Source organism: Streptomyces sp. NPDC088707, assembly GCF_044752725.1.
Lineage (GTDB): Bacteria > Actinomycetota > Actinomycetes > Streptomycetales > Streptomycetaceae > Streptomyces.
In genome coordinates this window covers 328,346-346,958 of the sequence record NZ_JBIVLV010000007.1, presented here as the reverse complement: position 1 = coordinate 346,958, position 18,613 = coordinate 328,346, and the positions used below count along the sequence as shown (strand labels likewise).

Below are 18,613 nucleotides of genomic sequence, written 5' to 3'. Positions count from 1 at the left end.
TGGGGTGAGCGGTCCGCTGTCAACGGACCAGTAGGGTCACGGGGTGCCGCAGATTCCAGAGAAGATCCACGAGCTCACCGTCGGCCAGCTCTCCGCCCGGAGCGGGGCCGCCGTCTCCGCCCTCCACTTCTACGAGGCGAAGGGACTCATCAGCAGCCGCCGCACCACCGGCAACCAGCGCCGCTACGGCCGCGACACGCTCCGCCGGGTCGCCTTCGTCCGCGCCGCGCAGCGCGTGGGGATCCCGCTGGCGACGATCCGCCAGGCCCTCGCCCAGCTCCCGGAGGAGCGCACGCCCACGAACGAGGACTGGGCCCGGCTCTCGGCGGCCTGGCGCACCGAGCTGGACGAGCGCATCAAGCAGCTCGGCCGGCTCCGCGACCACCTGACGGACTGCATCGGCTGCGGCTGTCTCTCCCTGGAGACCTGCGTGCTGTCCAACCCCGACGACGCCTTCGGCGAGCGGATGGCGGGCTCCCGCCTGCTGCCGGTGCGCAACCCCGCCCCGGGCGGCGACGCCGCCTAGGCCCTGTCGGGTGCCGTGCCGCGCAGGCCGGCTCCGGCGCGATCGACAGGACCCTAGCCCGCGAGGGCCGCGGCGACCAGCTCCGCGTTGGAGCGCGCCCGGGTGCCGTCCGGCAGCAGCACGGTGTCCTCGAGACCGATCCTGGCGACGAGGCCCAGCCGCCGGGCGAACCGCAGCACCGGCCAGGCACCGGCGTCCTCACCGTGCAGCAACACGGGGACGCCCGGCGGCGGTTCGAGCCCCGCCAGGACGGAGCGGGAGGCCTCCTCGGCCCCGTTCACGGCCGGCGGGTACGGGACCTTCACGAGGACCCGTCGTACGCGGGGTGCGAGCGGCGAGCGGGCGAAGCGTTCCTGTCCGTCGGTACGGGCCCACAGCCCGGCCTCGACCCCGATCCCGCGCTCCAGGAGCACCGCCGCCACCTCCTCCGCCCCGGGCTCGTGCCAGTCGACCGACACCAGGTCGGGCAGTGCCTCCCAGGACCGGATCCGCTCCACCCGGCGCCCCGCGTCGGGTTCGGCGGCCGCGGCGGTCGCGACCCGCACGCCCCTGCCCACCGCCGCCCGGACCGAGGCCAGGACGGGTCCGAGCACCCGGGGCGAGAGCGACGTACCTCCGCACGGCGTCCGGGGATGCACCCGCACCTCCCCGGCGCCCGCCGCCACCGCCCGCGCGGCGGACTCCGCGAGCGACGCGGGCGACATCGGCACCGCCGCCGAATCCCCGGGCCCCCGCGTCCCGTTGAGACAGACCTGCAGCGGCGGCACCCCCGGTGGGACCCGCGGCACGTCGGGTTCCCGCGGACTCACGCCGCCGACGCCAGCGAGCGGTTCCGCTCGTCGCGGGCGCGGGCCAGCGCCCCAGAGGTGAGGACCGCTCGCGGCACGCCCACCCCGCAGTCCCCGCAGACCGGGCCGAGCCAGGGCTCGTACGTGTCGCCGGGACCGGCCCATTCGATGCGCGGCCCCGCGCACACCGGGCACCGCTCGCCCGGGTCGCCCTCCAGGGCCGTGATCAGCCGCCGCAGCACCTCGGGCAGCGGGTCCGACGGGTGCACGGCCGGATCGCCGCACCGCACCACGCCGTTGCCGCCCCAGACCCGCCGGTGCCAGTCGTCGAGGGAGCCGAGCCGGCGCAGCCCCTCGTGCTTCTCGCGCCGCCGCCGGGCGGCGAACTCCTCCTCGTACGCGAGCCACACGGCCCGCGCCTCCTCCAGCTCGTCGAGCGCGGCGATCAGCCGCCCGGGGTCGAGCTCCCGGTCCTCGGGTCCGAACCTGTGCCTGCGGCACAAGTGGTCCCACGTAGCCCGGTGCCCGTACGGCGCGAACCGCTCCAGACACTTGCGCAGCGAGTACCTGCGCAGGGCCGTGTCGCACCCCGGATCGCGCACCTGTCTCGCGAGACTCCGGAAACCGGCCATCTCCCGCCACCTCCGTCGCTGGTCGTTCCGCGATATCAGAGGGACGAACGAGCGCCCCGCCGTGTTCCATCGAAATTCGGATGGCAGCCATCAGCGGGGGCCGAGGGGCCTCCGAGGGAGGGCGGAACGAAGGAGTCCGGTGAGGTGCCCAGCGGCCGCGGGCGACGGGACGGTGAGGTCCCGAGGAGGTTCGGGAGGGCGTCCGTACCCCCTCCTACCTGCCTGTCCGCGCCGCCGACACCACCACCCGGGCCAGCTCCGCGCGGCAGACGTCGCTGTGGGAGCGGACGACGTCCGCCGTGTCGACGCTCACACACCCCGAGGCGGGCACTCCCTCGCGCAGCACCCTCGCCAGCGGCCGTACGACCGTCCCGGGCACCGCCTGGACGCCGTCGTGCCCGACCGCCGTCCAGCGCGGGTCGTCCGAACCGAGCAGACGGGCGGCCCGGGTCAGCGAAGCCGAGTCGCCCGCGAGCCGGGACGCCAGCGGGTAGAACACACCGAGCGCCGTGTCGTGCCGCGAGTAGCAGGCGACCACGGGCCCCTGGACCCGGTGCTGCAGGTCCCGCAGCGAGCCCGAGCGCCCGGGATCGTGTGGCAGCCGGGCCGCGAACGCGTAGTGCGAGAAGGCGCCCTGGAGGAGGGTGACGGAGGCGACCGGGCGCGCCCCCGACGGCAGCCCCTTCAGCGCGTACGCCACGAGCCGGGCGCCCATGCTGTGGCCGACCAGGTGGACGCGGACGCGGGGGGCGGCGCGGGCGACCTCGCCGAGCAGCGGCCCGAGGCCGAACTCGCCGACCCGACCGGCCCGTTTCTTCATCACGTAGTACGTGGCCTGCCGCAGGACCTCCCGGGCCCCCTTCCAGTACCGCCTGAGCCCTTCCCCGAAGCCCTCCGCGGTACCGGAGCCCTCCGCGGTACCGGAGCCCTCCGCAGGATCGAAGCCCTCCGCAGGGCCGGCGTCCGTCTCCAGGGCCTCGGTGAACAGGGCGCACACCTCCAGCGGGTCACCGACCAGGAACTGCGGCACCGGCTCCCGGGGCGCGGCGGCGCCCGCCCGCTCGGCCCCGTCGACGGCCACGCCCGCCAGCTCCCGCAGCAGCGCGCCGAACTCGGCGAACGCCGCCTCGTCCGCCGGGGCCGTCACGAGGAGTTCGGTGAGCCGGTCGAGGACCGGCTCCTTCTCCGGAAGGACCGTCACGAGGGCCCGGTAGTCGGGCACCGGCTCGCCGGTGAACATCATCGACGGCCAGATCACGCCCGCGTACCCGGCCTCGACACCGGGGGCGAGCAGACCGGGGAAGGGCTCGAAGAAGTCGGAGCACAGCCGGGTGGCGCCGGCCGGGGAGCTGTTCCACCCGTGCGCGAACACCACCAGGTCGGTGAGGCCCTGCCGGGCCAGTGCGGCGAGGGCCGCGGGCTGCCCCGCGGGCCCGTCACCCTCCTTGTCGAAGGTGATCTCCCGGTACGGCTCCACACTCATCCCGGTCACGGCCCGGCCCGTCCCTCTCCGTCGAGGTGGCCGTCGCACCCGGACGCGCCAAGCGCGGGCGGCGGCTCAAGGGCCAGCATGCCCGCGCGTGGCCCCGGCCAGACCTCGACCGGGAGGCGTACCTTTTCGGACGGACCGTGGCCGACTCCCGTACCGTCACAGTCGGCCCGTCCGTGTCTCCCGCCTCAGCGGATGCGTGCCGCCGTGATCCGGGGGAAGTGGATCAGCAGGTCGTACCCGGTGGAGAGACGTGCCTGGTGCACGGCGCCCGGCCAGGGGTACGCCGTCCCGATGCCCCTGGTCGGCCGGGGGGTGGCGAGCCAGTCCCGTGCGGCCGGCGTCGCGCGCCGCATGTCCAGGTAGAAGGCGGTCGGCGAGACCCGGTCCAGGGTGTGGGCGTTGCTGTCCGGACCGAGGGGGCCGACGGTGAACGGGCGGAGCGGCTCACCGGGCGCCCCGGTGTCGTGCGCGTTGAACGACCCCTGCCCGAAGGAGGCGCCGACGCTCACGTAGTCCCGGCCCAGCGCGTCCCGCAGGAAGGCGCCCTGGATCCGCGGGTAGTGGTCGGGCTTCGGGGTCTCGTAGCCGACATGGCCGTTGTGCGCGGAGAGCACGATCCGGTCGCCGGTCTGACGCTGCCACCAGACGGTGTTCTCGGCCATGACCCGGTCGCGGTAGAGCATCGCCGCAGCGACCCCCGCCTCCGTCTCCATGTCGTGGGCGTACTCGGTGCCGACCTGGGCGATGGCGCGCGCGTGCTGCACCGCCCACCGGGCCGCCTCACGCGCGCGGGGGTCCTTCGCGGGCCGCTGCCGCTCCAGGAGGGCGAGCGCCGCGTTCACGTCGGAGGCCATCCGCTGCCGCTCGGGGCGCGGCTTGGCCATGTACCCCTTCATCCATTCCTCGACCTCGCCCGTGGGGCGCGAGCTCCGGTACAGCTCCTCGAAGCGGGGGAGGAGCGCGGGACGGGTGCGGGCCACGTAGGAGGTCACGCGGTCGAAGAGGTTCGCACCCGCGTAGCCGAGGTCGTTGCCCATGAAGCGGACCTGGTGGCCGGGGTGGAGCTCGTTGTGCCGCCGCATCCAGCGGAAGAGGTCGAGGTACTCCTCGGTGTTCCAGAGGCGGTACGACTCCTGGAACTCGTCCCGCATGATCGCCCGGATGTCGCCGCGGCCCGTGCGCACCCACTCGTCGACGAGCAGCCCGGTGGACCAGGTGGCCTCCAGGGAGAAGGTGGTGAAGCCCTTGCGCTCCACGAGGTGTTCGAAGATCCGGTGCTTGGCGGTGAAGAACTCCGCCGAGCTGTGGGTGGCCTCGCCGATGCCGACGACCTTGGCGGAGCCGATCATCCGGTCGAGCGGCCGGAGATCGGTGAACGGCTGTGCGGTGCGGGCGAGTTCGCGCGCGGGATCGGGCGCGGCCGGGGGCCCGGCGGCCCCGGCGGCGGGCGCCAGGGAGCCGAGGCAGGCAGCGAGCAGGAGCCCCACGAGGGGCAGTCGACGTCGCAGGGAGGTGCCGGAGAGGTTCATGGGGTCAAGCCTGGTCGGCGGGGCATTCCACGGACATACCCTCTGCACCCCTGTCGATCATGGGGAAAACCCCACCCCCGCCCTGCCCGCCGCCCGTTCGGCCTCGCGGCGACGGCCCTCAGCGGTACAGCAGATACTCCCTCCGTACCGCCCGGAACGCCGTCAGGTCGGCCTGCCACGCCCCCACGACCTCGTCCACTCCGGCGCCGGCGTCGATCAGGGTCCGTACCCGCGTCGAACCCGTCAGCTTGTCGATCCAGTGGTCCGCCCGCCAGGCGAAGCCGGACCACGAGCTCCGGGCGGTGACCAGGAGCCCGATCCCGGCCCGTACCGGATCGAAGGACTCCCGGTCGTGGACGTGCAGCTGCACCCCGCCCACGGTCTTCCCCTGGAACTTGGAGAAGGTCGGCGCGAAGTACGCCTCGCGGAACCGGACGCCGGGCAGGCCGAGCGCGTTCGCCGCCTCCGCCCACCGGCGGTCGATCCCCTCCGCGCCGAGGAGTTCGAAGGGGCGGGTGGTGCCCCGGCCCTCGGAGAGGTTCGTCCCCTCGAAGAGGCAGGTGCCGGAGTAGACGAGTGCGGTCTCCGGCGTCGGCATGTTGGGGCTGGGCGGGACCCAGGGCAGCCCGGTCGCGTCGAAGAAGTCCGTCCGCCGCCAGCCCGTCATCCGCACGGTCTCCAGGGCGACGGGGGTCGCGAGGAACTCGCCGTTGAAGAGGCGGGCCAGCTCGGCCACCGTCATGCCGTGCGCCTGCGCGATCGGCTCGCGGCCGACGAAGGTGGCGAACGCCCGGTCCAGGACGGGCCCCAGCGCAGCCCGCCCGGTCACCGGGTTCGGCCGGTCGAGGACCACGAACCGCTTCCCGGCGAGCGCGGCGGCCACCATGCAGTCGTACAGCGTCCAGATGTACGTGTAGAAGCGGGCGCCGGCGTCCTGGATGTCGAAGACGACGGTGTCCACACCGGAGGCGGTGAAGACGTCCGCGAGCGGCTGCCCGCTCTTCAGGTAGGTGTCGTAGACGGGCAGTCCGGTCGCCGGGTCGTCGTACCGTCCCTCGGAGCCGCCCGCCTGCGCGGTGCCCCGGAAACCGTGCTCCGGGCCGAAGACGGCCACGAGGTCCACCCGCTCGTCGGCGTGCATCACGTCGACGATGTGCCGGGCGTCCCGCGTGATGCCGGTCGGGTTGGTGACGACGCCGACGCGCTCCCCGGAGAGCAGCGCGTACCCGTCGCCGGAGAGGCGCTCGAAACCGGTCCGTACGCGCGCGTGTCCGTGCTGCCGCTCCTCCGCCGAAGCGGTGGGCGAGCCCGTCGAAGCGCTGGACGCGCCGGCTGAGGCGGTGGGCGCGGTGGCCGCCACCGCCCCGAGCGCGCCCCCGGCGGCCAGCAGACTCCGTCGCGACAGGCCCATGCGAAACCTCCTCGATCGCCGTCCCCGGCCGGGGCGGGTGACATGGGCACGCACGCTAGCGGTCCTGGTCGCCCACGGGAACGAGGCAAGCGGCCGACACTCTTCCGTCTTTCCATACCGACTGGTTAGTCTGTCCGCGTCCCCCAGGTCGTCACAGGTCATCACAGCGGTCGTCACAGGCCGTCGAGCGGAGAGGTGGGTCCATGAGCGAGGGCACGAACCAGGTCCAGGGCGCCGGAGTCGTCGTCACGGGAGCGGGCGGCGGCATCGGCGCCGCCCTCGCACGCCGGTTCGCGGCCGAGGGGGCCCGGGTCGTGGTCAACGACCTCGACCCCGTCCGCACCAAGGCGGTCGCCGAGGAGATCGGCGCCCTCGCCGTCCCCGGTGACGCCTCCGCCGTCGTCGACGAGGCCCGCGAGGACCTCGGCGGCACCGTCGACATCTGGTGCGCCAACGCCGGCCTCTCCTCGCCCGGCGACGCCTTCGCCGACGAGGACGTCTGGGCCGCCGCCTGGGACGTCAACGTCATGGCCCACGTCCGCGCGGCCCGCGCCCTGCTCCCCGACTGGCTGGAGCGCGGCAGCGGCCGCTTCGTCTCCACGGTCTCCGCCGCCGGACTGCTCACCATGATCGGCGCCGCGCCGTACAGCGTCTCCAAGCACGGCGCGTACGCCTTCGCCGAATGGCTCTCCCTCACCTACCGGCACCGCGGCCTCGCCGTCCACGCCATCTGCCCGCAGGGCGTCCGTACGGACATGCTCACGGCCGCCGGAACGGCCGGCGAACTCGTCCTCGCCCCCACCGCCATCGAGCCCGAGGACGTCGCCGACGCCCTCCTCGACGCGATCTCCGCCGACCGCTTCCTCGTCCTGCCGCACCCCGAGGTGGCCGGCTACTACCGCAACCGGGCCACCGACCCGGAGCGCTGGCTCGGCACCATGAACCACGTCCAGCAGACCTGGGAGACGGGTACGCGATAGCCGGACCCGATCGGATGCGAAGATCTACCGGCGGGAACGCGTTCCCCTGACCGAAAACCATCATCGAGAACGACCACCGAGAACGACCACCAAGGAAGGCGGCGGAGCATGGCCAGGACGACGGAAGGGAGCGGCGCACCCGTCCCCCAGAGGCTCCTCGCCGCCGCCACCCGGCTCTTCGCGGAGCGGGGGTACGACCGCACCTCCGTCCAGGAGATCGTCGAGGCCGCAGGGGTCACCAAGGGCGCGCTCTACCACTACTTCGGCTCCAAGGAGGACCTCCTCCAGGAGGTCTACTCCCGCGTCCTGCGCCTCCAGCAGGAGCGCCTCGACGCCTTCGCGGACGCCGACGCGCCCATCGAGGACCGGCTGCGCGACGCCGCCGCCGACGTCGTCGTCACCACCATCGAGAACCTCGACGACGCCGCCATCTTCTTCCGCTCCATGCACCACCTCAGCCCGGAGAAGAACAAGCAGGTCAGGTCGGAGAGGCGCCGCTACCACGAGCGGTTCCGCGCCCTGATCGAGGAGGGGCAGCGGGCCGGGGTGTTCTCCTCTGCGACCCCCGCCGACCTGGTCGTCGACTACCACTTCGGCTCGGTGCACCACCTCTCCACCTGGTACCGCCCGGACGGCCCGCTCACCCCCGAGCAGGTCGCCGGCCACCTCGCCGACCTCCTGCTCAGGGCCCTGCGGCCCTGAGGGCCCCTTCGGGGACAACCGGCCCGCCCGTGGGCGGGGCGGAAGAGACGGACGAGCGGGCGGCGGCCGTCGACCGCCGCTTCTCGTCGTGGGTGCGCCTGGGCTGAGGCCCGGGCCGGCTACAGGTACTTCTTCAGCTCCCGGCGCGCCAGCGACCGCTGGTGCACCTCGTCCGGGCCGTCGGCGAGCTTCAGCGTCCGCGCCGCCGCCCACAGTTCGGCCAGCGGGAAGTCCTGCGAGACCCCGCCCGCCCCGTGCGCCTGCACGGCCTTGTCGATGATGTCGACCACCGCGCGCGGGGTCGCGATCTTGATGGCCTGGATCTCGGTGTGCGCGCCCCGGTTGCCGACGGTGTCCATGAGCCAGGCCGTCTTGAGGACGAGAAGCCGCAACTGCTCGATCTGCACCCGCGCGTCCGCGATCCAGTTCTGCACGACGCCCTGCTGGGCGAGGGTCTTGCCGAAGGCGGTACGGGAGACCGCCCGGCGGCACATCAGCTCGACGGCCCGCTCGGCCATGCCGATGAGCCGCATGCAGTGGTGGATGCGGCCGGGGCCGAGCCGGGCCTGCGCGATGGCGAAGCCGCCGCCCTCCTCGCCGATGAGGTGCGAGGCGGGGACGCGGACGTCGTCGAAGACCACCTCGGCGTGCCCGCCGTGGTAGTGGTCCTCGTACCCGTAGACCTGCATCGCGCGCCGCACCTCCACTCCGGGGGTGTCGCGCGGCACCAGGATCATCGACTGCTGACGGCGGAGGTCGGCCCCGTCGGGGTCGGTCTTGCCCATCACGATGAAGATCCTGCAGTCGGGGTTCATGGCTCCGGAGATATACCACTTGCGGCCGTCGACGACGTACGAGTCGCCGTCCCGCCGGATCCGGGTCTCGATGTTCGTCGCGTCGGAGGAGGCGACCTCCGGCTCCGTCATCGCGAACGCCGAGCGGATCTCGCCCGTGAGGAGCGGCTCCAGCCACTGCTTCCGCTGCGCCTCGTCGCCGAACTGGGCGAGCAGCTCCATGTTCCCGGTGTCCGGGGCGGCGCAGTTGAGGGCGGTCGGGGCCAGCTGCGGGCTGCGGCCGGTGATCTCGGCGAGCGGCGCGTACTGGAGGTTCGTCAGCCCGGCACCGTACTCCGCGTCCGGCAGGAAGAGGTTCCAGAGGCCCTGCCGCTTGGCCTCGGCCTTCAGCTCCTCGACGACCGGCGGGGTGTCCCACGGCGAGGTGAGCAGGGCGCGCTGCTCCTCGGCCGTCCGCTCGGCCGGATACACGTGCTCGTCCATGAAGGCGAGGAGCTTCTCGCGGAGTTCCTCGGTGCGCGCGTCGTAGGCGAAGTCCATGGCGGTTCAGCCCTCCTGAAGGGTGGTCAGGCCGTGCTCGATGAAGACGGGGACGAGTTCGCCGATGCGGTCGAAGCCCGCGCCGACGGTCTGCCCGAGGGTCCAGCGGTAGTGGATGCCCTCCAGGATCACGGCGAGCTTGAACCAGGCGAAGGCGGTGTACCAGGCGAGGGCGGAGGTGTCGCGGCCCGAGCGGGCGGCGTAGCGCTCGGCCAGTTCGGCGGCGGTCGGGTGCCCGGGGGCCGTGGCGGTGGTGGAGATGGGGGAGTCGGGCAGGTCGAGCGGCGTGCTGTACATGACGAGCAGTCCGAGGTCGGTCAGCGGGTCGCCGAGGGTCGACATCTCCCAGTCGAGGACGGCCCGGATGCGGTCGTCCCCGTCGACGAGGACGTTGTCGAGCCGGTAGTCGCCGTGGATCACGGTGGGCGCAGGCGAGACGGGCAGCGCGCGGCCGAGGGCGGCGTGCAGCTCGTCGATCCCGGGGAGCTCGCGGCCGCGCGAGGCGTCGAGCTGCTTGCCCCAGCGGCGCAGCTGCCGGTCGAGGAAGCCCTCGGGTCGCCCGAAGTCGGCGAGTCCGACGGCGGCCGGGTCCACGGCGTGCAGATCGACGAGGGTGTCGACCAGGCCGAGGGCGGCGGCGCGGGTGCGCTCGGGGCCGAGCGGGGCGAGTTCCGCCGCCGAGCGGTAAGGCGTCCCTTCGACGAACTCCATGACGTAGAAGGGCGCCCCGAGCACGGAGTCGTCCTCGCAGAGGAGCAGCGTCTCCGGCACGGGCACGTCCGTGGTGTGCAGGGCGCTGATGACCCGGTGCTCGCGGCGCATGTCGTGGGCGGTGGCGAGGACGTGGCCGAGCGGCGGCCGCCGGACGACCCAGCGACCCGTGCCGTCGGTCACGACGTACGTCAGGTTCGACCGGCCGCCTTCGATCAGCCGGGCTTCGAGGGGGCCGGACACCAGGCCGGGGCGCTCGCGGTCGAGGAAGCGGCGCAGCTGCTCGGGGTCGAGGCCTGGCGGCGGGGCGGAACTCATTCGTGCGTACCTCCGGATCGGCTTCGGTCGGCGTTCATGATGACCGACCAGTCGGTATGTCGTCCAGGGGGAGTCGTGAAACCGTCTGACGCCCCCTGGTCAGCGATCCCATCCCTGAATAGGGTTCACATATGGATGCGAAGCTGATCGTCGACGAAGTCCGGCTGACCCCGATCCTCATCTCCGACCCGCCTCTCCTCAATGTCCAGGGGGTTCACCAGCCGTACACGCCCCGCCTCGTGGTCGAGGTGATCACCCGGGGCGGTGTGAGCGGTCTGGGGGAGACGTACGGCGACGGTGTCTACCTGGACCTGGCCCGCCCGCTGGCCGAGGCGCTGCCAGGGCGGTCGGTCACGGATGTGAACGCCTTGTTCGCGCTTGCGGAGACCCTGGATCCGGGCCGGGTCTCCCGCTCCGGCGCGGGCTCCGCTGCGGGTCCCGGCGCGGGTCCCGGCGCGGGCTCCGGCTCCGCAGCCGGATCGGGATCGGGCACCGGCGACGAAGCCGCTCACCAAGCCGTTCACAAAGCCGCCCTCGAAGCCGGAGTCGGAGCCGCCCTCGACGCCCGCGTCGACGCCGGCGTCGACGCGGGCGGTCTGCGCGGCGTCCGTACCGCCGAGAAGCTCCGCCTCTCCGTCGTCTCCGCCTTCGAGACCGCGTGCCTCGACGCCCTCGGCAAGACCCTCGGCCTGCCCGTGCACGCCCTCCTCGGCGGCAAGGTCCGCGACTCCGTCGAGTACAGCGCCTACCTCTTCCACCGCTGGGCCACCCACCCCGGCGGCGGCCCCGTCGACGACTGGGGCGCGGCCCTCGACCCCGCCGGCGTCGTCGCGCAGGCCCGCCGTTTCGACCGCGCGTACGGCTTCCGGTCCTTCAAGCTCAAGGGCGGGGTGTTCGCACCGGAGCAGGAGATCGCCGCGATCCGCGCGCTCGCCGAGGAGTTCCCCGGCCGCCCGCTCCGCCTCGACCCCAACGGCGCCCGGTCCGTGGAGACCTCCCTCGCCGTCGCGCGCGAACTCAAGGACGTGCTGGAGTATTTGGAGGACCCGGCGAGCGGCACCGACGCGATGGCCGAGATCGCCGCGGGCACCGAGGTACCGCTCGCGACCAACATGTGCGTGACCACCTTCGAGGAGGTCCCGGAGGCCTTCGCGAAGGGGGCGGTGCAGATCGTCCTCTGCGACCACCACTACTGGGGCGGCCTCGGGCGCACCCGCGAACTCGCGGCGCTCTGCCGGACGTACGGCGTCGGGCTCTCCATGCACTCCAACACCCACCTGGGCGTCAGCCTCGCCGCCATGACCCAGGTCGCCGCCACCCTGCCCGGACTCCACCACGCCTGCGACACCCACTACCCGTGGCAGACCGAGGACGTCGTCACCACCCGCCCCGTCTTCCGTGACGGCCGCCTCACGGTCTCCGACACCCCCGGCCTGGGTGTCGAACTGGACCGCGAGGCGCTCGCCGCCCTGCACCGCCGCTGGCGGGAGGACGACGGGGGGTACCGGGACCGCGACGACGCCGCGGCCATGCGAGCGGCGAACCCGGACTGGACCCCCCGCACCTGGTGACCGCCACCCGCCGCGCCCTCCCCACCCGCCGCGCGGGCTGCGCCCGCGACCCTCGCCACCTGCCGTGCGGGCATTCGTCCCGCTGGAGGTCCCCCCTGGACGGGAGCCCTCGGGGGAGGGACGACTGCCCACGACGCGGGGGCGCCCTAGGCGTGGCAGGCCACCGGCACGCCCCCGTTCATCGCCGCCATGTCCCCGAACACCGTCACCGGATCCAGCGGCGACGCCTCCGGCAGGCCCGCCAGCTCCGCGTACGCCCGGTGCAGGTTGGCCACCAGGCGCTCGCTCTCCCGCCACGCGGCGAACTCGCCGAGCTCCGCCCGCCGCGCCGTCTCCAGCGGCGTCGCCCCCTTCGCGTACCCCTCCGCCGCGATCTCCCGCACCCGGAGCAGGTACCGCTCGGTCGCGTCGTACACCGAGGGGTCGGTCACCCGGCCGTGCCCCGGGACGACCGTCGGCGCGTCGAGCGAGCGCAGCAGGTCGAGTGCCCGCAGCGACCCGGCCAGCGAACCCATCGGCAGGAACGGCGTCCCGCCGTGGAAGACCAGGTCGCCGGTGAAGACGATGCCGTGCTCGGGGAGGTGCACGATCGAGTCGCCCGTCGTGTGCGCGGGCCCCGGGTGGATCACCCGCACCTCGGTCCCACCGACGTACAGGGTCATGCGCTCGCGGTACGTGACGGACGGCGCCACGATGTCGATCTTCCCGAAGTCGGTCCGGGGCCACAGCAGATGGAGCTGGTGCCCGGCCGCGAGCTGCTCGCTCCGGCAGTTCTCGTGGCCGACGATCCGCGCCTCCGGCAGGAACACCCCGTTGCCGTAGGTGTGGTCGCCGTGGTGGTGGGTGGAGACGATCGTCCCCGGCAGCGGAAGGCCCGCCGCGAGGACCGCCTCCCGCAGCAGCCGCGCCCGGCGTTCGGTGGCGGCGGTGTCGACGAGCAGCGCTTCGCGCGCGTCGCCGAGGAAGCCGGCGTTGTTCAGGCACCAGCCGCCGTCGGGCTGGAGGAAGGCGTGGACGTTCGGCGCGAGCGTGACCACGTGGGGAGCGTAGGCGTCGTGGGACTCGGTGACAGACATTGGGGTTCCCCCGGTTGAGAGGCGTGAGCGCCCGATCGGACAGGGAAGAGTCTCCCCGGCTTGCGGGCCGACGGCGCTGCATCGAGGGTCAGAGCATGAAGGCGATCAGCTACCGCCGGTACGGCGGACCCGAGGTCCTGGAGTACGGCGAGCGGCCCGACCCCAAGATCGGCCCCGACGCGGTGCTGGTCAGGGTGCGGGCCGCCGCGGTCAACCCGGTCGACTGGAAGTGCCAGGCCGGGTACCTCGACGGGATGATGGACGCGGTCTTCCCCGTGATCCCCGGCTGGGACGTCGCCGGTGTCGTCGTCCGCCCCGGGGTCTCCGTCACCGAGTTCGCCGAGGGCGAGGAGGTCATGGGGTACGTCCGGGAGGACTTCCTCTCCCGGGGCACCTTCGCGGAGTACGTCGCCGCCCCCGTCCGCACCCTCGCCCGCAAGCCGCGCTCGGTCGGCTTCGAGGAGTCCGCGGCCCTTCCGCTCGCCGGCCTCACCGCCTACCAGGCGCTCCACCAGCCGCTCGCGGTCGGCCCCGGCGACACCGTCCTCGTGCACGCGGCGGCCGGCGGGGTCGGATCCATGGGCGTGCAGATCGCCCGCCATCTCGGCTGCCGGGTCATCGGCGCGGCGAGGGAGGCCGGCCTCGAACGCGTCGCGGAGCTCGGCGCCGAACCGGTCGTCTACGACGAGGCGACCTTCGCCGACCAGGTCCGCACCCTCGCCCCGCAGGGAGTGGACGCCGTCCTCGACACCATCGGCGGACCGTTCCTGCGGATCTCCGCCGGGCTGCTCGCGGCCGGCGGCCGGCTCGCCTCCATCGCCGACGGCGAGGTCCTGGCCCTCGGCGGCCGCTACTTCTGGGTCCGCCCCGACCCGGTCGACCTCGCGGCACTCGCGGACCTGGTCGACGAAGGCGTGCTCTCCGTACGGGTGGCCAGGACGTTCCCCCTGGAACAGGCGGCGGACGCGCAGCGCGCCAACGCCGCGGGCGGCCTGAACGGCAAGGTCGTCGTCACCGTCCCCTGATCCGGCGGCTCACCAGATCATCGCCGCCCCGAAGACGGCGAGCGCGATCGTGCAGCAGGCCGCGAGCAGCGCGCCCCGGCGGGAGAGGGCCTGCGGTCTGGCCGGGCCGAGGGAGCGGATCCGGCGGTGGGCGACGGCCAGGAACCCGATCCACACGAGCGCCGACAGCGCCAGCCCGGTGATCCCCACGGCGGTGATCTCGTCGCTCACGGCCAGCTTGACGGCGAGGACCGCCACCACCGTGCACGACAAGGTGGTCCGCCGCCATGCGAGCCGGGTCCGCTCCGGCTGGAGCCCGGGATCACGCGCGTCGATCCCGGAGACGGCCTCCGTCACCGCTCCGCCCAGCCGAAGAGCACGACCACCACCATCGCGACCGCCACCACCGCCACGACCAGACTCAGCACCGCCGGGAAGCGGGACCCCGGCAGGTCCTCGCCGCGCCGCATGGCACGCTCGCAGCGCACCCAGTGGTTCACCGCCCGCAGCGCGCACAGCACCCCGGCCGCGAGCAGCGCGAGCGCGAGCCCGACCCGGACGCCCCAGCGCAGGTCCGGCAGGAACTGGTCGACGGCGAAACCGCCGCCGACGAGGGCGAGCGCGGTCCGGATCCAGGCCAGGAACGTCCGCTCGTTGGCGAGGGAGAACCGGTAGTCCGGGGTGTCTCCCTCGTCCCGGATCCGCTGCGGTGCGAACCACATCCGCAGGCTCTGTACGAAATCGCTCACACGCGCACCCTAACGTTCGAATGATCAGCCCGCCGGGCGCACCTCGTCCGCCCCCTGCTCCCGCAGCCGCTCGTACGCCGCGAGCCCGTCCGGCACCCACGCCCAGTCACCGAGCCGCTCCGCCAGCTCCTCCTCCGTCAGGAAGGAGTGCCAGGCGACCTCCTCCACCTGCGGGTTCACCGGCAGTTCGCACCGCACCTCGTAGACCGCCGACCACCACTTGCCGGCCACGCCCGCGGAGTCGTACAAGAAGGTCAGGACGGGCTCGGGCCGGGGCAGGCCCCGGACTCCGAGCTCCTCCTCGGCCTCGCGCAGCGCGGCCTCGTCGTAGGACTCGCCCGCGCCGACGACCCCGCCGACGAACATGTCGTACATCGAGGGGAAGACCAGCTTGGTCGGCGTCCTGCGGTGCACGAAGATCCGGCCCTCGGCGTCCCGGACCCGGATGAAGACGCAGCGATGGATCAGGCCCCGCGCGTACACCTCACCGCGCGGGGCCTGCCCGATCACCCGGTCGTGCTCGTCGACGACATCGAGAATCTCTTCAGCGGCGCTCATCGCGCCATCCAAGCAAACCGCCGGGCCCGCGGGGCGGCGCCGCCCGGATCACTGCCCCATCACGTACTTGACCGTGGGCCCGGTGGTCCAGCCGCCGTCCACCGCCAGCTCCGCGCCCGTCACGTACGAGGCGGCGTCCGACAGCAGGAAGACGACCGCGCCGGCGATCTCGTCGGCCTCGCCGACCCGGCCCATCGGAGTGTTCGGGTACTTGCCCTCGCCGCGCTCGATGCCCACGGAGGCTGTCATCGGGGTGTACGTCATGCCGGGGTGGACCGAGTTGACGCGGATCCCCGCCGTGCCGAGCTCCACCGCGCCGATCTTCGTCAGCCCGCGCACGCCCCACTTGGAGGCGCCGTAACCGGCGGTCAGCGCCAGGCCCATCAGGCCCGCGGCCGAGGAGATGTTGACGATGGAGCCGCCGCCGGCCGCCCTCATCGCCGGTATCGCGGCCTTCATGCCGATGAAGACACCGGTCAGGTTGATGTCGAGGACCCTGCGGAAGTGCTCGACGGACTCGGTCTCCAGGAACGCGCCCGTGGAGATGCCCGCGTTGTTCACTAGTCCGTGCAGCCCGCCGAACTCCGCCACGGCGTACGCGACGGCCGCCGCCCACTCCTCCTCGGACGTCACGTCGTGGTGGAGGTACCGCGCCCGCTCGCCGAGCGCCTCCGCGGTCGCCCGGCCCTCCTCGTCGAGCACGTCGGTGACGACGACGTTCGCGCCGGCCGCGACCGCCTGCCGGGCGGCCTCCGCGCCGAGACCGCGGGCGCCGCCGGTGACGAGGACGGTCCTGCCGGTGAGGTCGTTCATGGAAGGTCCTTTCGGGGGAGAGGCGCCTGCTCCGGCTGTGCGGCACGCAGCAGGGCGGTGGTGGTCTCGACGAGGTCGGCGAGGAAGAGTGCCTCACTGGTGAGGGGTTCGGTGCCGTCGAGGTACTGCCGGGCCCGGTCCGCCAGCGCCGCGCCCACCACGGTCAGCGCCAGGTCGAGGCGTTCGAGGAGCAGCGGCTCGGGCAGGCCGTCGGCGGCGAGCCGGTCCGCGATCCGCTCGATCAGACGCCAGTAGCCGGTGCCGGCGAGCGTGGGATGGGGGGTCCGGGTGCGCACGCCGCTCTCGTGGCTGAGCTGCGCGGAGATCCGCAGGCAGCGGCGGCCCCGCTCGGTGCGCAGCTCGCTGGCCTCCGCCGTGACGAGGGCGCCGACCAGGGCGTGCGTCTCGTCGGGGGCGGCGGCGAGCAGCGGGGCGAGCACGGCCTCCGTACGGGCCTGGCGGCCGGCCATCACGGCGTCGAGCAGCCCTGCGCGCGAGCCGAAGTGGTACTGGACCGCGGAGGGGTTGGCCTGCCCGGCGCGGCTCACGACGTCCCGCAGCTGCGCGCCGTGGACGCCCTGGGCGGCGAAGAGCTCCTCCGCCGCGCGGATCAGTCTGTCCCGGGTCTCGGGCCCCGATGTCCTCGCCATGCATTCATATTAATGCTCGACATTAGAAAACGGGAGGGGGGTGGGAGTCACGCGGGAACGGCGAAAAGGTTGACTCGATACATCCGTGTATCCAAGATGCGGTCCATGTCCTACGACGCAGATGTGATCGTGATCGGGGCGGGCCTCGCCGGCCTCGTCGCCACCGCCGAGCTGGTCGACGCCGGCCGCACCGTGATCCTCCTCGACCAGGAACCCGAGCAGTCCCTCGGCGGCCAGGCCCACTGGTCCTTCGGCGGACTGTTCCTCGTCGACTCGCCCGAGCAGCGCCGGATGCGCGTCAAGGACAGCCACGCCCTCGCCCTCCAGGACTGGTACGGCACCGCCGGCTTCGACCGGACCGAGGACCACTGGCCGAAGAGGTGGGCCGAGGCGTACGTCGACTTCGCCGCCGGCGAGAAGCGCTCCTGGCTCCACGCGCGCGGGGTGCGGTTCTTCCCCGTCGTCGGCTGGGCCGAGCGCGGCGGCTACGACGCCAACGGCCACGGCAACTCCGTCCCCCGCTTCCACATCACCTGGGGTACGGGCCCCGGTCTCGTCGCCCCCTTCGAGCGGAAGGTCCGCGAGGGCGTCGCCCGCGGCCTCGTCCAGCTCCGCTTCCGCCACCGGGTCACCGCCCTCGGCCGCACCGCCGGAGCCGTCGACACCGTCACCGGCGAGATCCTGGAACCCTCCACGGCCGAACGCGGCACCGCCAGCACCCGTACGGCCACCGGCGCCTTCGAACTGCGCGCCCAGGCGGTGATCGTCACCTCCGGAGGCATCGGCGGCAACCACGAGCTCGTCCGCGCCCAGTGGCCCGAACGCCTGGGCACCCCGCCCGCCAAGCTGCTCTCCGGCGTCCCCGCCCACGTCGACGGCCTGATGCTCGGCATCGCCGAGAAGGCCGGCGCCCACCACATCAACCGCGACCGGATGTGGCACTACACCGAGGGCATCGAGAACTGGAACCCCATCTGGGCCAGGCACGGCATCCGCATCCTCCCCGGACCGTCCTCGCTCTGGCTGGACGCGACCGGCAAGCGGCTGCCCGTCCCGCTCTTCCCCGGCTTCGACACCCTCGGCACCCTCGAACACATCATGCGGACCGGCCACGACCACACCTGGTTCGTCCTCGACAAGCGGATCATCGGCAAGGAGTTCGCCCTCTCCGGCTCCGAACAGAACCCCGACCTCACCGGCAAGTCCATCCGCGACGTGATCGGCCGCGCCCGCGCCGACGTGCCGGGCCCGGTCCAGGCGTTCATGGACAAGGGCGTCGACTTCGTCGTCGAGAACGACCTCCCGGCCCTCGTCCGGGGCATGAACGCGCTCACGGACGAGCCCCTCATCGACGAGGACGCCCTCCGCCGGGAGATCACCGCCCGCGACCGCGAGATCGCCAACCCCTTCACCAAGGACCTCCAGGTCACGGCGATCCGCGGTGCCCGCAGGTACCTCGGCGACAAGCTGATCCGCACGGCCGCCCCGCACCGCATCCTCGACCCCGAGGCGGGCCCGCTGATCGCCGTCCGCCTCAACATCCTGACCCGCAAGTCCCTCGGCGGCCTGGAGACCGACCTCGACTCCCGCGTGCTCACGGAGGGCGGCGAGCCGCTGGAGGGCGTGTACGCGGCGGGCGAGGCGGCCGGCTTCGGCGGCGGCGGCGTGCACGGCTACCGCTCCCTGGAGGGCACCTTCCTCGGCGGCTGCATCTTCTCGGGCCGCGCGGCAGGCAGGGCGGCGGCCAGGGCGGTGAGCTGACGGAGGAC

At 73.3% G+C, this 18,613-nt stretch carries 19 protein-coding genes; 6 read left to right on the top strand and 13 right to left on the bottom strand.

What is annotated here, in order from left to right; genetic code table 11:
• Window positions 1-43: 43 nt before the first annotated feature.
• Window positions 44-526, top strand: a complete 483-nt coding sequence (gene soxR / locus ACIP84_RS23010; RefSeq protein ID WP_355959333.1) for a redox-sensitive transcriptional activator SoxR — start codon at window positions 44-46, stop codon at window positions 524-526.
• Between the two features lie 53 nt (window positions 527-579).
• On the opposite strand, the gene ACIP84_RS23005 is transcribed toward soxR, so the two are convergent.
• From ACIP84_RS23005 to ACIP84_RS22985, 5 genes are all read right to left on the bottom strand, one after another.
• Entirely contained in the window at window positions 580-1,314 is a 735-nt protein-coding gene (locus tag ACIP84_RS23005) for a 3-keto-5-aminohexanoate cleavage protein (RefSeq protein WP_401799822.1), read from the bottom strand.
• A 17-nt stretch (window positions 1,315-1,331) separates the two neighbouring features.
• Entirely contained in the window at window positions 1,332-1,946 is a 615-nt protein-coding gene (locus ACIP84_RS23000; protein WP_355959331.1) for a hypothetical protein, read from the bottom strand.
• Window positions 1,947-2,160: 214 nt separating this feature from the next.
• Window positions 2,161-3,429 (bottom strand): serine-threonine protein kinase, encoded by a 1,269-nt coding sequence (locus tag ACIP84_RS22995; protein ID WP_401800039.1) that lies wholly within the window; start codon window positions 3,427-3,429, stop codon window positions 2,161-2,163.
• A 194-nt stretch (window positions 3,430-3,623) separates the two neighbouring features.
• Window positions 3,624-4,967: an erythromycin esterase family protein gene (locus ACIP84_RS22990; protein WP_401799819.1), complete on the bottom strand. Its 1,344-nt coding sequence runs from the start codon at window positions 4,965-4,967 to the stop codon at window positions 3,624-3,626.
• 118 nt (window positions 4,968-5,085) lie between these two features.
• Entirely contained in the window at window positions 5,086-6,378 is a 1,293-nt protein-coding gene (locus ACIP84_RS22985) for an exo-beta-N-acetylmuramidase NamZ domain-containing protein (protein WP_401799817.1), read from the bottom strand.
• A gap of 203 nt (window positions 6,379-6,581) precedes the next feature.
• On the opposite strand from ACIP84_RS22985, the gene ACIP84_RS22980 reads away from it, so the two are divergent.
• Window positions 6,582-7,358: an SDR family oxidoreductase gene (locus ACIP84_RS22980; RefSeq protein WP_401799814.1), complete on the top strand. Its 777-nt coding sequence runs from the start codon at window positions 6,582-6,584 to the stop codon at window positions 7,356-7,358.
• 108 nt (window positions 7,359-7,466) lie between these two features.
• On the top strand, window positions 7,467-8,060 hold the full coding sequence (locus tag ACIP84_RS22975) for a TetR/AcrR family transcriptional regulator (RefSeq protein WP_401799812.1): 594 nt from the start codon (window positions 7,467-7,469) through the stop codon (window positions 8,058-8,060).
• Window positions 8,061-8,179: 119 nt separating this feature from the next.
• Here the strand turns inward: ACIP84_RS22975 and ACIP84_RS22970 are convergent, their stop codons facing one another.
• Together ACIP84_RS22970 and ACIP84_RS22965 are read right to left on the bottom strand one after the other, a co-directional pair.
• Window positions 8,180-9,394 carry an acyl-CoA dehydrogenase family protein gene (locus tag ACIP84_RS22970; RefSeq protein ID WP_401799810.1) on the bottom strand — a complete coding sequence of 405 codons (1,215 nt, stop codon included), beginning with the start codon at window positions 9,392-9,394 and terminating at the stop codon, window positions 8,180-8,182.
• 6 nt (window positions 9,395-9,400) lie between these two features.
• Complete coding sequence (locus ACIP84_RS22965) at window positions 9,401-10,423, bottom strand: phosphotransferase (protein WP_401799808.1); 1,023 nt, start codon at window positions 10,421-10,423, stop codon at window positions 9,401-9,403.
• 131 nt (window positions 10,424-10,554) lie between these two features.
• Between ACIP84_RS22965 and ACIP84_RS22960 the strand changes: the two genes are divergently transcribed.
• Entirely contained in the window at window positions 10,555-11,994 is a 1,440-nt protein-coding gene (locus ACIP84_RS22960) for an enolase C-terminal domain-like protein (RefSeq protein WP_401799805.1), read from the top strand.
• Between the two features lie 146 nt (window positions 11,995-12,140).
• Here the strand turns inward: ACIP84_RS22960 and ACIP84_RS22955 are convergent, their stop codons facing one another.
• Window positions 12,141-13,070 (bottom strand): MBL fold metallo-hydrolase, encoded by a 930-nt coding sequence (locus ACIP84_RS22955; protein WP_355959320.1) that lies wholly within the window; start codon window positions 13,068-13,070, stop codon window positions 12,141-12,143.
• Window positions 13,071-13,165: 95 nt separating this feature from the next.
• On the opposite strand from ACIP84_RS22955, the gene ACIP84_RS22950 reads away from it, so the two are divergent.
• Window positions 13,166-14,095 carry an NADP-dependent oxidoreductase gene (locus tag ACIP84_RS22950; protein WP_401799802.1) on the top strand — a complete coding sequence of 310 codons (930 nt, stop codon included), beginning with the start codon at window positions 13,166-13,168 and terminating at the stop codon, window positions 14,093-14,095.
• A 9-nt stretch (window positions 14,096-14,104) separates the two neighbouring features.
• Here ACIP84_RS22950 and ACIP84_RS22945 read toward each other — a convergent pair whose 3' ends face one another.
• From ACIP84_RS22945 to ACIP84_RS22925, 5 genes are read right to left on the bottom strand one after another with little or no spacing between them, the layout of a single operon-like run.
• Window positions 14,105-14,431, bottom strand: coding sequence for a DUF202 domain-containing protein (locus tag ACIP84_RS22945; RefSeq protein WP_355959318.1), 327 nt, complete (start codon window positions 14,429-14,431; stop codon window positions 14,105-14,107).
• Entirely contained in the window at window positions 14,428-14,796 is a 369-nt protein-coding gene (locus ACIP84_RS22940) for a YidH family protein (RefSeq protein ID WP_401800036.1), read from the bottom strand. The genes ACIP84_RS22945 and ACIP84_RS22940 overlap by 4 nt, the downstream gene beginning before the upstream one ends.
• 51 nt (window positions 14,797-14,847) lie before the next feature.
• Window positions 14,848-15,381 carry an NUDIX domain-containing protein gene (locus tag ACIP84_RS22935; RefSeq protein ID WP_355959315.1) on the bottom strand — a complete coding sequence of 178 codons (534 nt, stop codon included), beginning with the start codon at window positions 15,379-15,381 and terminating at the stop codon, window positions 14,848-14,850.
• Between the two features lie 48 nt (window positions 15,382-15,429).
• Window positions 15,430-16,194, bottom strand: coding sequence for a glucose 1-dehydrogenase (locus ACIP84_RS22930; protein ID WP_401799798.1), 765 nt, complete (start codon window positions 16,192-16,194; stop codon window positions 15,430-15,432).
• On the bottom strand, window positions 16,191-16,844 hold the full coding sequence (locus ACIP84_RS22925; protein WP_401799796.1) for a TetR/AcrR family transcriptional regulator: 654 nt from the start codon (window positions 16,842-16,844) through the stop codon (window positions 16,191-16,193). Before ACIP84_RS22925 ends, ACIP84_RS22930 begins: the two co-directional genes overlap by 4 nt.
• 105 nt (window positions 16,845-16,949) lie before the next feature.
• Between ACIP84_RS22925 and ACIP84_RS22920 the strand changes: the two genes are divergently transcribed.
• On the top strand, window positions 16,950-18,605 hold the full coding sequence (locus ACIP84_RS22920) for an FAD-binding dehydrogenase (RefSeq protein WP_401799793.1): 1,656 nt from the start codon (window positions 16,950-16,952) through the stop codon (window positions 18,603-18,605).
• Window positions 18,606-18,613 lie beyond the last annotated feature (8 nt).

Bases quoted from the DNA above. Each gene is read 5' to 3' on its own strand.
- ACIP84_RS22920 (WP_401799793.1), top strand. From the start codon at position 16,950: ATGTCCTACGACGCAGATGTGATCGTGATCGGGGCGGGCCTCGCCGGC.
- ACIP84_RS22995 (WP_401800039.1), bottom strand. From the start codon at position 3,429: ATGAGTGTGGAGCCGTACCGGGAGATCACCTTCGACAAGGAGGGTGAC.
- ACIP84_RS23000 (WP_355959331.1), bottom strand. From the start codon at position 1,946: ATGGCCGGTTTCCGGAGTCTCGCGAGACAGGTGCGCGATCCGGGGTGC.
- ACIP84_RS22970 (WP_401799810.1), bottom strand. From the start codon at position 9,394: ATGGACTTCGCCTACGACGCGCGCACCGAGGAACTCCGCGAGAAGCTC.
- ACIP84_RS22955 (WP_355959320.1), bottom strand. From the start codon at position 13,070: ATGTCTGTCACCGAGTCCCACGACGCCTACGCTCCCCACGTGGTCACG.
- ACIP84_RS22990 (WP_401799819.1), bottom strand. From the start codon at position 4,967: ATGAACCTCTCCGGCACCTCCCTGCGACGTCGACTGCCCCTCGTGGGG.
- ACIP84_RS22930 (WP_401799798.1), bottom strand. From the start codon at position 16,194: ATGAACGACCTCACCGGCAGGACCGTCCTCGTCACCGGCGGCGCCCGC.
- ACIP84_RS22975 (WP_401799812.1), top strand. From the start codon at position 7,467: ATGGCCAGGACGACGGAAGGGAGCGGCGCACCCGTCCCCCAGAGGCTC.
- ACIP84_RS22925 (WP_401799796.1), bottom strand. From the start codon at position 16,844: ATGGCGAGGACATCGGGGCCCGAGACCCGGGACAGACTGATCCGCGCG.
- ACIP84_RS22935 (WP_355959315.1), bottom strand. From the start codon at position 15,381: ATGAGCGCCGCTGAAGAGATTCTCGATGTCGTCGACGAGCACGACCGG.
- ACIP84_RS22965 (WP_401799808.1), bottom strand. From the start codon at position 10,423: ATGAGTTCCGCCCCGCCGCCAGGCCTCGACCCCGAGCAGCTGCGCCGC.
- ACIP84_RS22950 (WP_401799802.1), top strand. From the start codon at position 13,166: ATGAAGGCGATCAGCTACCGCCGGTACGGCGGACCCGAGGTCCTGGAG.
- ACIP84_RS22980 (WP_401799814.1), top strand. From the start codon at position 6,582: ATGAGCGAGGGCACGAACCAGGTCCAGGGCGCCGGAGTCGTCGTCACG.
- ACIP84_RS22960 (WP_401799805.1), top strand. From the start codon at position 10,555: ATGGATGCGAAGCTGATCGTCGACGAAGTCCGGCTGACCCCGATCCTC.
- ACIP84_RS22985 (WP_401799817.1), bottom strand. From the start codon at position 6,378: ATGGGCCTGTCGCGACGGAGTCTGCTGGCCGCCGGGGGCGCGCTCGGG.
- ACIP84_RS22940 (WP_401800036.1), bottom strand. From the start codon at position 14,796: ATGTGGTTCGCACCGCAGCGGATCCGGGACGAGGGAGACACCCCGGAC.